Source organism: Streptomyces sp. NPDC015532, assembly GCF_043078065.1.
GTDB lineage: Bacteria > Actinomycetota > Actinomycetes > Streptomycetales > Streptomycetaceae > Streptomyces.
Genome location: NZ_JBIBSY010000021.1, coordinates 51,480 through 64,936, shown reverse-complemented (window position 1 = coordinate 64,936; position 13,457 = coordinate 51,480). Strand labels below are relative to the sequence as shown.

General features: G+C 72.4%; 7 protein-coding genes. 5 read left to right on the top strand and 2 right to left on the bottom strand.

What is annotated here, in order from left to right; translation table 11 throughout:
* Positions 1–132: 132 nt before the first annotated feature.
* Together ACF07B_RS38765 and ACF07B_RS38760 are read right to left on the bottom strand one after the other, a co-directional pair.
* Positions 133–963 carry an aldo/keto reductase gene (locus ACF07B_RS38765; RefSeq protein WP_392182364.1) on the bottom strand — a complete coding sequence of 277 codons (831 nt, stop codon included), beginning with the start codon at positions 961–963 and terminating at the stop codon, positions 133–135.
* 382 nt (positions 964–1,345) lie between these two features.
* Positions 1,346–2,500 carry a S1 family peptidase gene (locus ACF07B_RS38760; RefSeq protein WP_392182363.1) on the bottom strand — a complete coding sequence of 385 codons (1,155 nt, stop codon included), beginning with the start codon at positions 2,498–2,500 and terminating at the stop codon, positions 1,346–1,348.
* A 420-nt stretch (positions 2,501–2,920) separates the two neighbouring features.
* Here ACF07B_RS38760 and ACF07B_RS38755 point away from each other — a divergent pair, with 420 nt between their 5' ends.
* From ACF07B_RS38755 to ACF07B_RS38735, 5 genes are all read left to right on the top strand, one after another.
* A complete protein-coding gene (locus ACF07B_RS38755; protein ID WP_392182362.1) occupies positions 2,921–4,087 on the top strand; it encodes a serine/threonine-protein kinase in 1,167 nt (388 codons plus the stop codon).
* 217 nt (positions 4,088–4,304) lie between these two features.
* Positions 4,305–8,144, top strand: coding sequence for a S8 family serine peptidase (locus ACF07B_RS38750; protein ID WP_392182361.1), 3,840 nt, complete (start codon positions 4,305–4,307; stop codon positions 8,142–8,144).
* 188 nt (positions 8,145–8,332) lie between these two features.
* A complete protein-coding gene (locus ACF07B_RS38745) occupies positions 8,333–10,087 on the top strand; it encodes a hypothetical protein (RefSeq protein ID WP_392182360.1) in 1,755 nt (584 codons plus the stop codon).
* Between the two features lie 162 nt (positions 10,088–10,249).
* Complete coding sequence (locus tag ACF07B_RS38740; protein ID WP_392182359.1) at positions 10,250–12,343, top strand: SpoIIE family protein phosphatase; 2,094 nt, start codon at positions 10,250–10,252, stop codon at positions 12,341–12,343.
* 132 nt (positions 12,344–12,475) lie between these two features.
* Complete coding sequence (locus tag ACF07B_RS38735; protein ID WP_392182358.1) at positions 12,476–13,432, top strand: YhjD/YihY/BrkB family envelope integrity protein; 957 nt, start codon at positions 12,476–12,478, stop codon at positions 13,430–13,432.
* Positions 13,433–13,457 lie beyond the last annotated feature (25 nt).

The following is a 13,457-nucleotide window of genomic DNA, read 5'->3' as shown; positions in this document are numbered from 1 at the left end:
CCCACCCCCGCCCCGCACGCCGACCGGATCCGGCCCCCCGGAACTCCGGCCGGCGCGCGGGGCGGGTGCTCAAGTGCCGACTCAAGTGCCGATGACGCATCGAGGACTTGAGTCGCTGAGCCCTTGCGGGCCCTAGAACTCCTCGTGTGTCGTGGGGTCGCCGCCGAGGCGTCGGCGGGGGCGGTCGGTGACGGCCGTCATCTCGGCGGGGGTCAGCTCGAACCCGAAGATGTCGAGGTTCTCCCGCTGCCGCCCGGGGTCGGCGGACTTGGGGATGGGCACGGCTCCGAGCTGTGTGTGCCAGCGCAGCACCACCTGACCGGGCGTCACGCCGTGGGTCTCGGCGATCTTCCCGAGCCCGGGGTCGTCCAGGAGGGCGGAGCCGCGGCCCAGGGGGCTCCAGCTCTCCGTGACGATGCCCCTGTCGTCGTGGAAGGCGCGCAACTCGTCCTGGGGAAGCGAGGGATGGAGCTCGATCTGGTTCACCGAGGGCAGCACCCCGGTCTCCGCCTCCAGCCGGGTGAGGTGTTCGGCCGTGAAGTTCGAGACGCCGATCGCCCGCACCAGACCCGCCGCGCGGAGCTCGATCATCGCCTTCCAGGAGTCCACGTACTTGTCGACCCGGGGCAGCGGCCAGTGGATGAGGTAGAGATCGATGGAGGCGAGTCCGAGACGGCTCCGTGACTCCTCGAAGGAGGCGAGCGTCTCCTCGTAACCGTGGTGCCTGCCGGGCAGTTTGGTGGTGACGACGATCTCCTCGCGAGGGACGCCCGAGCGGGCGACGCCCCGTCCGGTGCCGGTCTCGTTGCGGTAGTTGGTCGCCGTGTCGACGAGCCGGTAACCCATGCCGAGCGCGTGGCTCACGGCGTCCTCGGCCTGCGCGTCGTCCATCGGCCAGGTGCCGAGGCCGACGGCCGGGAGCTTCGTACCGTCGTGGGCCGTGCGGCCCGGGATGCTGATCACGAGGAGCCCTTCCGAAGCTGCGAGAGGTACCCGCCCATCGTGCACGGCTGCCGCCGCCGTGGCGACGCGGGCGCGCCGCCACCGACAGGACCGCCGGCAGTGCCGGTGCCCCGTCGGGCAACGCTCGCCCCCGTCGCGACGCCCGGCACGCTCCGCCGAGCCCTTCGAGCCGGGGAGCCCCGCGCCATGGCCTGCCCGCGTGAACCTGGACCGGATCGGCGTGGCGCCTTGCGTTCTTACCGGGCGCCGGGAGCAGCCGGCAGCCGGGCGCCGGGAGCAGTCATGAGCCGGGAGCCCGGCCGAAGGGCGCCGCGCCGCGCGTCCTGGACGACGTACGGGTGCACCGGCCCGCTCGACGGACGAGCGGGCCGGTGCGGTCGGGTCAGGCCGTGTGCAGCCGGAGCCCGTAGCGGTTCAGAATCTCGTTCACGGGCTGGTACCAGGTCTCGCCTCCGCTGGTGCAGTTGCCCCAGCCGCCGGAGGTGACGCCCTGTGCCTGGTCACCGCTGATGAACGAGCCGCCCGAGTCGCCGGGTTCGGCGCAGACACTCGTCTTGGTCATCTGGTGCACCGCGCCCTGGCTGTAGTTGACGGTCTCGTTCTTCGCGAGGACGGTGCCGCAGTGCCAGTGGGACGTCGAGCCGGAGCGGCAGATCGACGCTCCGACGGGCGCCTCGCCCGAGCCGCGGACGAGCTGGTCGGAGACGGTGCCCCAGCCGAGGACGACGGGTACCGTCCACCACCCGCTGCCCACGTTGACCCAGGCGTAGTCGTTGTCCGGGAACGAGGAGCCCTGGAAGTTGCCGATGTAGCTGTTGTCCCAGCCGCGCACGGAGGCGCCCGGCTGGGCGCAGTGCCCGGCGGTGACGAAGCCGCCGTACACGGAGAAGCCTATGGAGCAGCGGACGTTGCCGGTGTAGTAGGGGTCACCGCCCACCGTGCCGGCCGCGAAGGTGCTCGGCGCCTTGTCCGTCTGCCGTACGACGACGGGACCGGCCGCCCGGGCACGGGCGACGAAGGACCGGACATCGTTGTCATTCTTGTGTGCGGACACCACGTCGACGACGACGGAGCCGGCCCGGGGGTCGACGTGCCAGCTGCCCACACCGGCCGGGGCGTCGAGCGCGTCGATGCGTGCCTTGGTGGCGTCGAGCTGTCGTTGACTGTGTCTGACGAGGGTGACGCGCGCGCCCGTCGCCTCCACGGCATCCCGGGAGGCGGCTTCGGTGACGGCCACGACGAGCTTGCCGCTCTTCGCGTCGAACCAGGAGCCCCCGTAGGCGGCGCCGGCCACGCGCCGGGCGGTGGTCTCGACGCCGCGTGCGGCGGTTTCCTGGGCGAGTCGGGCGGTCGCCTGCCGTTTGGTGAGTCCGAGGTCGTGCTGCATGGCGGAGACGAGGGCCGAGGAGGCGGGTGCCCGGGATGTCGTGGCGGTGAGGGGGGCCTCGTCGGCCGCGGCCTGGGTGAGTCCGAGTGTCGCGGCGCTGACGAGCAGGCCGGCGGATGAGACGATGCGCAGAACTGTGGTGCGTCTCACGGGAGTTGCCTTTCGTCGATCCGATGGTCGGTGAGTGGGGCGAAGGGCAGGAGAGAGCGCTCTCAGAGTTGCGTGAACGAGGGTAGTGGGAGGCTCTCACCAGGTCCATACCAATGCACGGACCGCTCATCCGGATCGGCCCGAAGTGCGGGGCTTCAGGTGCGTACGGCCGCCGGGGCCGCTTCCCGGGGCCGGCGTCGGACTGCCCCCGGGGTGGTTCTCGGAGTCACTTTCCGTCAGAGTCCGGTGGCGCAGTGATCGGTTCTCCGTGATCTTGAGGCCTAGGGTGAACAGCGTCTGATCACCGTCGTGTTGGCAGTAGGCTCACCCTGTTGCGGCGCCCCGATGATCACTCATGCTCGGCAGGGAATCGACCCGTGGCGATCGACGAAATCCCAACGGCGTGAGGATGAAGCACAAGTGCTGATAGCGGGGCGGTATCGGCTGCAGGCCACTCTCGGGCGGGGCGCGATGGGGGAGGTGTGGCGGGCCTACGACGAGATGATCGGCCGGTCCGTGGCCGTGAAGCTGCTTCTCTCCCAGGACGCCGACCCGACGGCCGCGGCCCGGTTCCGCCTGGAGGCCCAGACCGCCGGCCTGCTCAACCATCGCCATGTGGTGGGTGTTCTGGACTTCGGGGCCTACGACAACCGGCTGTTCCTCGTGATGGAGCTGGTCGAGGGCGACAGCCTCGCCGGTGTCCTCACCGACGCCGGGAGGCTCCCCGCCGACCGGGTCGCGCGGATCGCGGCCGAGGCCGCCGCGGGGCTGGCCGCCGCGCATCAACAGGGGATCGTGCACCGGGACATCAAGCCGGGCAACCTGCTCCTGGACGCCGAGGGAAGCCTCAAGATCGGCGACTTCGGGATCGCCCGCTTCATGGACGATCCGGCGGGCGGTCTGACGGCGACCGGGCAGATCGTCGGCACCAGCCTGTACCTGGCTCCCGAACGGGCCCTGGGCAAGACCGCCGGGCCGCCCTCCGACATGTACTCGCTGGGCTGTGTCCTGTACCAACTCCTCACCGGACGACCGCCGTTCCAGGCGGCCAGCCCTGTCGCGGTCCTCCACCACCATCTCGACAGCGCCCCCACTCCGCCGCGCGAGCTCGGCGCCGATCTGCCGCCCGCCTTCGAGAACCATCTGCTCGGCCTTCTCGCGAAGCAGCCCGAGGACCGGCCCACCGCGCTGGAGGCGGCCGCCTGGTACAGCTCGGGCTCCTGGCAGGGGCGTGCCGAGCCGCTCCCGGCGGTGATGCCGGAGCCGGGGCGCCACCGTCAGGCCGTCAGGGCCGCGAGCCCCGCGACCACCTACGCTCTGCCGTCCGTGCCGAGGGACACCGCGGGCGGCGGACACCGGTCGCGCCGACGCCAGCGCTCGGGGGTCGGCGAACTCCTCGCCGACCGGCGAAGAGTCGTGGGCGCGGCCGCCGGAGCCGTGGTCTTCCTGCTGGCGGTGCTCGTGGGGGTGGCGGTGTTCTCGCCCGACAGCAGCTCCGCGGAGACCCCGGAGCCAGGCTCGACCGTCGGGGTCACCACGTCCGCTCCCGCCGCCACGGATCCGTCAGGCCCACCCGCCGGCTCATGACCGGCCGGGGGTGCCTCCCGGTGAGGTTGCGTGGGCTTTCCGGTGTCCGGGAGGGTGTGCGGGCGGGTCGTGACCCGGCCGGTCCAAGGGTGCGGTGAATGAGATAACTCCCCTGTATTTGTGGGGAGTTCTTCGATCTGGCACATGTGAGACGTGGCGCTTTCGTGCCATCGCCCGCTGTTCCCTCCGCAGGTCCGGGGCCGGTAGAAAACGGTCCATGATCTTCCGCATACCTCCCAGCCGCAGTGGCCGAAGGCCACTCGCGGCAGCGGTCGGCACCTTGGCCGTTCTGACGTCCCTGGCCGGGCCACCTCCCCTCGCGGTGGCCGACGATTCATCAGCGACCGGCGCGGCGAAACCCGTTGCGGCCTCCGGATCGGGGCAGCACACCGTCACTCTTCTCACCGGTGATGTCGTACGCGTCACCGGCCTCTCCGGCGGCCCGCAGACCGCCGACGTGACCCGTCCGCCCGGCGCTCTCGGAGGCGTACGCACCGAGACCGTCGGCGGGGATCTCTACGTCTACCCGGACGAGGTGCTGCCCTATCTGGCCGCGAACCGGCTGGACCGGCGGCTGTTCGACGTCACCGCCCTGATCGAGCAGGGCTACGACGACGCCCACAGCGAAGGCATCCCGCTGATCCTGGGCTACGGATCCAAGACCCCGTCCTCCGCGCAGGGCACGCCCAGCGGCGCCACTCGCGTGCGCGACCTGCCCGCGATCCACGCGACGTCCGTACGCGCGGCCAAGAAGCAGGCCCGGAAGCTGTGGCGGTCCGTCGCGCCCGCGGCCTCCGCAGGCGGCGCCTCCGCGGAAGCCCTGAACGGATCGGCGTCCGGTACTCCCAAGCTCCGTGAGGGGCTGTCCAAGATCTGGCTGGACGGCCGGGTCAAGGCCACCCTGAAGGACAGCACCGCGCAGATCGGCGCGCCCGACGCCTGGGGCAAGGGCCTCGACGGCAAGGGCGTCAAGGTCGCCGTGCTGGACACCGGCGCCGACTCCCACCACCCCGACCTCGCCGACCGGATCACCGGGTCGCAGAGCTTCGTCCCCGACGAGACCACCGAGGACGGCCACGGCCACGGCACCCACACCGCCTCCACCGTCGGCGGCAGCGGCGCCGCCTCGGACGGCGCCGAGCAGGGTGTGGCACCCGGCGCCGACCTGCTGATCGGCAAGGTGCTCTCCGACGCCGGCTACGGCCAGGACTCCTGGATCATCGCCGGCATGGAGTGGGCCGTCGACCAGGGCGCCAAGGTGATCAGCATGAGCCTGGGCTCCTCGACGCCGTCCGACGGCACCGACCCGATGAGCCAGGCGGTGAACCGGCTCACCGACGACAGCGGCGCCCTGTTCGTGATCGCGGCCGGCAACTCCGGCGGTGAGGCGAGCATGGGCAGTCCCGGCGCCGCCGACGAGGCGCTGACCGTCGCGGCCGTGGACTCCGCCGACAAGCGGGCGTCCTTCTCCTCGCAGGGCCCGCGCCTGAACGACTACGCCCTCAAGCCCGACATCTCCGCGCCCGGCGTCGCCGTCCTGGCCGCCAAGGCGGGCGGCAGCGCCGCGACCGGCTGGTACCAGTCGATGAGCGGTACCTCGATGGCGACGCCGCACGTCGCGGGCGCCGCCGCGATCCTCGCCCAGGAGCACCCGGACTGGACGGCGCGGCAGCTCAAGGACGCGCTGATGAGCACGTCCAAGGAACTGTCCGCCTACACCGCCTACCAGGTGGGATCGGGCCGCGCCGACCTCGGCGCCGCCACCGCCGCGACGGTCACCGCGACCGGCTCCGCCTACTTCGGCATCGACGCCTGGCCGCACGACGGCGCGAACTCCGTCGACCGGACCGTCACCTACACCAACACCGGCGACTCCCCGGCAGAGTTGCACCTCGCGCTGAACGCCACCGTCGCCGGCGGCCCGTACGACACCGACCCGACCGCCGACAAGGGCAAGCCCGCCCCCGACGGGATGTTCACCCTCTCCGCCGACACCGTGACCGTGCCCGCCCACGGCACCGCGACGGTCACCGCCACCGCCAAGCCGGGCCTGGGCGCCGACGGCCGCCGCTACCTCGGCCGGATCACCGCCGCCGACGCCTCCTCCGGCGCGACGCTCACCCGTACCCAGGTGGGCCTGTACCGCGAGGACGCCCGCCACACCCTGCACGTCACCCTGAAGGACCGTTCCGGCAAGCCCACTGCGGGCTGGGTCGAGATCCAGCGCTTCGGGGCCGACGAAGACCCGTACTCCCAGACCATCGATGACAGCGGCACGCTCGACCTGCGGCTGCGCGAGGGCACCTACAGCCTGGTGACCTACCTGGACGTGCCCGGCAGCCACGGCCCGGACTCGGTCGGCATGGCGCTGATGGGCGACCCCGAGGTCGTCCTCGACCAGGACCGTGACGTGGTCCTCGACGCGAGCCGCACCCGCGAGGTCACCGCGGAGGTCCCGCGCAGGACCGAGGACCGGGTGCTGTCCATGAACTGGTACCGCGCCGACGGCTCGGACCTCAACCAGTACGGGCTGGGCATCCTGGAGGTGCAGTACCTGCTGGCCGCCAAGTACGACAGCATGTTCGTGCTGCCCACCCGCAAGGCGACGACGGGCACCTTCGAGTACGAGACCCGCTGGCGCAAGGCGGTCCCGTTCCTCACCCTCACCCACGACGGCCGTGAGCTCCGGCCGATGGGCCAGGGCGGCTCCGCGCTGTACGACGGTCACCAGCGTCTGGACGTCGTGTACGCCGGTACCGGCACCGCCGCCGAGTACGCGAAGCTGAGCGTCAAGGGCAAGGTGGCGCTGGTGACCCGTTCGGACGTCATCTCCGCCGCCGACCGGGCACAGGCCGCGGCCGATGCCGGGGCCGCGCTGCTGATCGTCGTCAACGACCGGCCGGGCAAGCTGCTGGAGTACGTCGGCACCGCGGGCAGCCAGTACAGCGCCGTGCCGGTGTTCTCCCTCACCGCGCGCGACGGCGCGGCCCTGATCGCCGACGCCAAGCGCGGCCGGGGGCGACTGGACGTCGAGGGTGTGCCCAACTCCCCGTACGTGTACGACCTCTCCGACGCCCACCCGGGACAGATCCCGTCCACCGGGCTGACCTACCGGCCCCGTTCGTCCGATCTGGCCACCGTGGACATGCGCTTCCACGGCACCACCACCACGCCCAGCGGCGAGTACCGGTCGGGCTTCCGTCCGTACCGCAAGTACGGCTCCGGGTTCCTGCAGCGCTTGGACATCCCCGGCACGCGCACCGACTACGTGTCGACGCAGCCGGGCGCGCGGTGGGTGGAGAACCTGGCCACCGGGCCGGGCATGGTGCTCTCCTCGCAGAGCGTGCGGAACGCGTACAAGCCGGGATCGCGGCAGGTCCGTGACTTCTTCGGGGCGGTGACGCGGCCCGCCAACGGCGGCACCTACTGGTGGTCGCAGCGGCAGAAGGCCCAGATCGCCTTCAACGTCCAGCCCTGGGCCGACAGCAGTGCGGGACAGCACGCCGGCGTCATGCAGAGCACTGACAAGAAGAGCCTGAAGGTCTATCAGGACGGCACTCTGATCAAGACCAGCGCCTCGCAGGCCGCCACGATCTACCCCGCGCCGACGACCCCGTCGGTCTACACCCTCGACCTCACCGCCGAGCGGGACGCGGACACCTACCGGCTGTCCACCCGCACCCACACGGTCTGGCAGGTGAAGTCCGACCCGGTCACCGACCCGACGAAGATCGAACACATGGCCGTGCTCCAGATGGACTACGGCGTCGCCACCGACCTCGCGAACGACGCCCGCGGCGGCCGTCAGACGCTCACGCTGACGCCTCGCCACATCGAGGACGCGGTGGGCACCGGGAAGATCCAGGGCGCCGCGCTGTCGGTCTCGTACGACGACGGCATCACGTGGAAGCCGGTCAAGGTCACGGGCAAGTCCGGTACCTGGACGGCCTGTTACGACGCCCCGCACCACGGCTACGTCTCGCTGAAGGCCGAGGGCTGGGACGACGCGGGCAACCGCATCACCCAGGAGGTGATCCGCGCCTACGGTCTGAAGTAGTCCGCGAACGGAGGCTGTCGCCCCGGACCGTCGGCCGCCCCGCCGGCGGCCGAGCGGCGACAGCCTCCGTACGCATGGGCGATCGCGCCTGTGTTCCCACCGGAACGACAGACCGTGTCCGCGCTCGGTGGGCAACCAATAGGGGTGTCCGGCTGTCCTTTGGACGAGGATCCCGGAAGGGGGTGCCGATGGGGCTGGTGCGTGTCCTGCTGCCGTTGCCGCGCGCGGCGGCCCGGCTCGGCCCCGGCGCCGGGCGCCGGCTGCTCGGCGCCGCGCTGACACACTGCGTGGCCCCCGGCTGGGTGCTGCTGCGGCCGCCCCCGCCGCGGCGTCGGCTGGCCTGGGCCGAGGAGGCGACGGCCGTGTACCGGGCGCTGGCCGCGAGGGAGCGGGCCCGCCCGCGCGACCGCGATCTGCTGGCCCGCAGTCTTGTCTGGCACGCCTACACGCTGGTGCTCGTCGGCCGCTGCGAGCAGGCCTGCACGGTGCTGGACGCCGCTTCGGCCGTACCGGGCGCGCGGTGGGGGCCGGCGCAGCGGGCCCTCCATCTGCATCTGCGGGCGCAGGCCCGGTTCGGCCTGGCGCGACCGGGCGACGCGCTGGTCGCGGCGGAGGAGTGCGTGGCCGCCTACCGGCGTCTCGTCCTCACCCGCCGGGACCGGACCCTGGGCACCCTGCCGGGCGCGTTGCGCACCTACGCCCTGGTGCTGGCGGCCCTGGACCGCACGGAGGAGTCCGTCGCCGCCTACGAGGAATGCGTCGGGCTGTTGCGGGACATGTCGTTGCGCGAGGCGAGCCACGTGATCCTGGTGCGTGTACGCGCACTGTGCGAACTCACCGCGGGGCTGGTGGTGTCGGGCCGGTACGAGGAGGCGCTGTCCGTCGGCAGGGAGGCCCGGGACGCCGCCGACCCGATCATGCTGCGGGTCGCGCCCGAGGTCGTACGGCCGCTGAGGGTGAGGCTCTTCACGGACCTGGCCCGTTGCCTGGCGGCCACCGGGGACCGGTCCGCCGCGCGCGCGACCGCGGAGGAGTCCGTCGCCGAGGCGCGGAGCCTGGTGGACCGGGACCGGACGACCGGTGTACCTCTGCTCGTCCTGGCGCTGGACTGCCTTGCCGACCGGCTCGGTGAACTGGAGCGCCGCGCAGCCGAGTCGACCTGCCGACGGGAGGCGGTCGACCTGTGCGTCACGCTCGTCGCCGAACGCCCGGACGCCTATGACTCTCTCCTCGCCGTGTGTTGCGAGCGGCTGGCCGACTGCCACACGGCGGCGGGCGACCGCGCTGACGCGGTCCGGGCCGGCGAACGTGCCGTGGCCGCCCACCGGCGTGCGGTGGAACTCGACCGGATGGCACAGGAGCCGCAGCTCGCCCGTGCGTTGGCGGACTTGAGCAAGCTGCGGCTGGACGACGGCGACCTCGACGGCGCGGTCGGGGCCGCACGGGAGGCGGTCGCTCTCACCCGCCGCCCCGCCGAGTCGGACCGGCCGGCCCGCCCCGCCGTGACGGCCGGCCGTCTGCGGGTGCTCGGCCGCGCCCTCCGCCGCGCAGGCGACCACGGGGCGGCCGTCGCGTGCTACGCGGAGTCGGAGTCCCTCCTCGTCGACGAGGAGGCGGGCCCCGGGGCCGGTCCGTACGCGGCCTCCCTGGCCGCCGCCCGTTCCGGTCTCGCCCTGGCGCTCGACGAGGAGGCGCGCGCCCACCTGGCCGACGGCCGGGCCGACGACGCCGTCACGGCGCTGCGCGCTCTGCTCTCCCTCACCCGCCGCACCGGCCAGTCATCCGTCCACGCCCGCTGCGTCACGGCGTTCACCGACGCCCGCGCGGAGTACCCGGACACGCTTGTCTCCGCCTGGACACGAGCGACCGGGCAGGACTTTCCGACGTTCGTGTACCGCTTGTCCGGCACCCTGGGCGGGGAGCGGCCGCCGGGCGGGAACTGATCGCGGCGGCCGGTCCGGCCGGTGCGCGCCCCCGGTGCGGATCGCCTGATCGCCGGACCGCCGAGCCGCACCGGCGCTCCGGTCGCGCGTCGCCGGTGAGCGAATATGGTGGAACTCTGACAAAACGGAATGTATAGGTGGTCAACTGACTACGGAAGTGTCATGGGTGCATCGCTGGGCGGACATGGCCGACCGGACGCGGAGCTGGACAAGGCCGTTCTCGGAGCGCTCTTCTCCGAGTCGACCGTGGGTCTGCACGTCCTCGACACACAGCTTCGCCTGGTGCGCTTCAACACGGCGGCCCGCTACGTCAAGGCGTTCGCCCTGGAGAAGGCGCTGGGGCGTCACCCGAGGGAGTGGGGTGGTGACTTCTACGCCGGAAACTACGAGTCGACACTGCTCGCGGTGCTGGAGACGGGTGTGCCCGCGCTGGACGTGGAGGTGCGCGGCCATCTGAGTTCCGACCAGGCCGAGATCGTGCTGTCGGTCTCGTGCTTCCGGCTGGAGGACGCCACCGGCGCGGTCCTGGGTGTGGCGACAGCGGTCGTGGACATCACCGAGCGCAAGCGGGCGGCGGCACGACTGGCCCTGCTGGAGCGGGCGGGCGGGCGCATCGGCACGACGCTGGACATCTTCCGTACGGCGCAGGAGTTCGCCGACGAGATGGTTCCCGCGCTGGCCGACACGGTCGTGGTCGAGGTCCTGGACTCCGTCCTGCGGGGCGAGGCCGGCGCCCCGGGGACCCTCTTCGAGTACGGGGCCCTGCGATGCACGAGCCGTCGTGCCTCCGCCATGGACGCCGAGCGGTACCTGCCCTCCATCGGCGAGGCGATCGGTCTGTCCGTGGCCACGCCCTTCGCGCAGTGCCTGTCCGACCTCAGGCCCCGCATCGTCCAGCGGCTGACCCCGGACGCCGACTGGATGGACCGGGAGCCGGTGCGAGGGAGGCGCCTCACCGAGGCGGGGGCGCATTCGCTGCTCGTGCTGCCGCTCATCGCCCGCGGATCCGTGATCGGGCTGGCCCACTGCTACCGGGACAGGACCCCGCACGCCTTCGACGACGGCGACCTCGCGCTGGCCGCCGAACTCGCCGACCGGGTGGCCCTGTGCCTGGACAACGCCCGGCTGTACGCGCGGGAGCGTTCGGCCGGGCGGGTTCTCCAGCTCAGTCTGCGGCCGGCCCGGGTCCTCGGCCACGACGCGGTCGAGACCGCGTACAGCTACTGCCCGCTGGGCGCGGGCGGCGACTGGTTCGACGTGATCCCGCTGTCCGGTTCGCGGGTGGCCCTGGTGACCGGTGACACGGTGGGCCGGGGCCTGGAGGCCGCCGCCACCATGGGCGAGGTGAGGGCCGCGATCAGCGCGCTGGCCGTCCTGGACCTGGCCCCCGAAGAGGTCCTGGAACGGCTGCACGCCCTGGTGACCCGACTCCACGGAGAACGGCCGCGGCGCCCGGACGCCGCGGTGGACGCGGAGCGCCAGGACACCACGTGTCTCTACCTCGTCTACAGCCCCGTGACCCGCCGCTGCGCGGTCGCCAGCGCGGGGCACCCGCCTCCGGTGGTCGCCATGCCCGACGGCACCGTCGAATACGCCGTGGTGCCCTCGGGGCCGCCGCTGGGACGCGGGCTGGCGAAGTACGGCACCGCCGAGTTCGACCTCGCCGAGGGCAGCATCCTCCTGCTGGCCAACACCGCCATGCTGCGTGCCGTCTCGGACGACCCGGAGGAACAACTGGAGCGTATCGGCAGTGCGCTCCAGCCCGTCGACCGGCCGCTTCAGGAGACCTGCGACGAGGTGCTCTACAAGCTGGCACCGGAACAGATGGAGAACGACGCCGTCCTGCTGCTGGCGCGTACCCGGGGTCTGGGACCCGACCAGGTCGCCTCCTGGACGCTGCCCAACCACCCCGCGTCCGTCGGCGAGGCACGCTCCCGCGCCGAGCGCGCGCTGGCGGACTGGGGCCTGGAACAGCACGCCTTCACCGTCACCCTGGTGGTCAGCGAACTCGTCACCAACGCGGTCCGGTACTCGGACGGCCCCATCTCCGTGCGCCTCATTCTCGACGGCTCCGCGGTCGCCTGCGAGGTGACCGACGACAGCAGCACCGTGCCGCACCTGCGGCACGCCGAGGAGGTCGACGAGGGCGGCCGGGGCCTCTACCTCACCTGGCAGGTCAGCCGGCGCTGGGGGACCCGGCCCGAGTCCCGCGGGAAGACGATCTGGGCCGAGATCGCCCTGTCCGAGGAGGAGTGAGAGCGCCGAGGGCCCTCGCGGCCCCGCGGGACCGCCGGCCCGGTGTGCCCGCACGGGCCGGCGTGCCGTGTCGGCCGTCCCCGCCGGGCCGGCCGGCCGTTACGCTCGCAGCGCCATACCGGGCCCGATGACATGGAGGACAGGACGGCGGGGATCAATCGCGAGCGTGCCGTCAGGACCTTGACGTTCTGGCTGCGTCCGGCGTTCGCGCTGCGCGTCGTCGGCCGGTTCCAGAAGATCGTGGGCTTCGACCGCTCGATGGCCCTGGCGTCCAGCGCGCTCACCGCGCTGATCCCGCTCACGATTCTCATGGGCGCCGTGCTGAGCAGCTTCTCGGACTACGACGCCGCCGACCGGATCGTCCAGCGCTACGGCCTCACCGGGCAGGGCGCCGAGGCGGTCAAGTCGCTCCTGGCCCCCGCCGAGAGCACCAGCGCGAGCGTGGGCGTGTTCGGGAGCCTGTTCCTGATCATCTCCGTACTGAGCTTCGCGCGCGCCTCGCAGCGGCTGTTCGAGCAGACCTGGGAACTGACCCCGCTGAGTGTCCGCAACACGAGGAACGGCCTGTGGTGGATCCTCGGGCTCGCCGGCTACGCGGCCGTCACCGGGTGGATGCACGCGGTTCTCGGGGGGAGCAAGCTGGGCGTGGTGGCCTCGGTGTGCGAGATCCCGGTGAGCGTCGCCTTCCTCGTCTGGAGCGGCTGGGCGCTGTCCGCGAAGCGGATCCCCTGGCGCGACCTGATGCCCTTCGGCGTCACGGCGGGTGCGGCGACCGCGCTCTACTCGGTGGGCGCGACCGTCTATCTGCCGCGCCTGTTCAACTCCTACGCCGCCCGCTACGGGGCGGTGGGCGCCGTCTTCGCGATGATCTCGGCGCTGTTCGCCGCGATGTTCGTCATCGTCGCGTCGGCTGCGCTCGGGCACGAGATGCGCGATGAACTCGTCCGGATCCGCGCGGGCGACCGGCCCTCCGACGACGAGGTCCGCCGCGAGTGGGACAGGGTGGTCGGTCAGGCCCGGTCGCGGTGGCGCACCACGCGCGAGCAGGTCTCCTCCCGCCGGCGCTCCAAGGACACGAAGAAGGGGTAGGGCTGCTTCGCACGGGCTCCTTCGC

Excerpts from the sequence above, each read along its gene's own strand:
- ACF07B_RS38735 (WP_392182358.1), top strand. The coding sequence starts at position 12,476 with ATGGAGGACAGGACGGCGGGGATCAATCGCGAGCGTGCCGTCAGGACC.
- ACF07B_RS38750 (WP_392182361.1), top strand. The coding sequence starts at position 4,305 with ATGATCTTCCGCATACCTCCCAGCCGCAGTGGCCGAAGGCCACTCGCG.
- ACF07B_RS38740 (WP_392182359.1), top strand. The coding sequence starts at position 10,250 with ATGGGTGCATCGCTGGGCGGACATGGCCGACCGGACGCGGAGCTGGAC.
- ACF07B_RS38745 (WP_392182360.1), top strand. The coding sequence starts at position 8,333 with ATGGGGCTGGTGCGTGTCCTGCTGCCGTTGCCGCGCGCGGCGGCCCGG.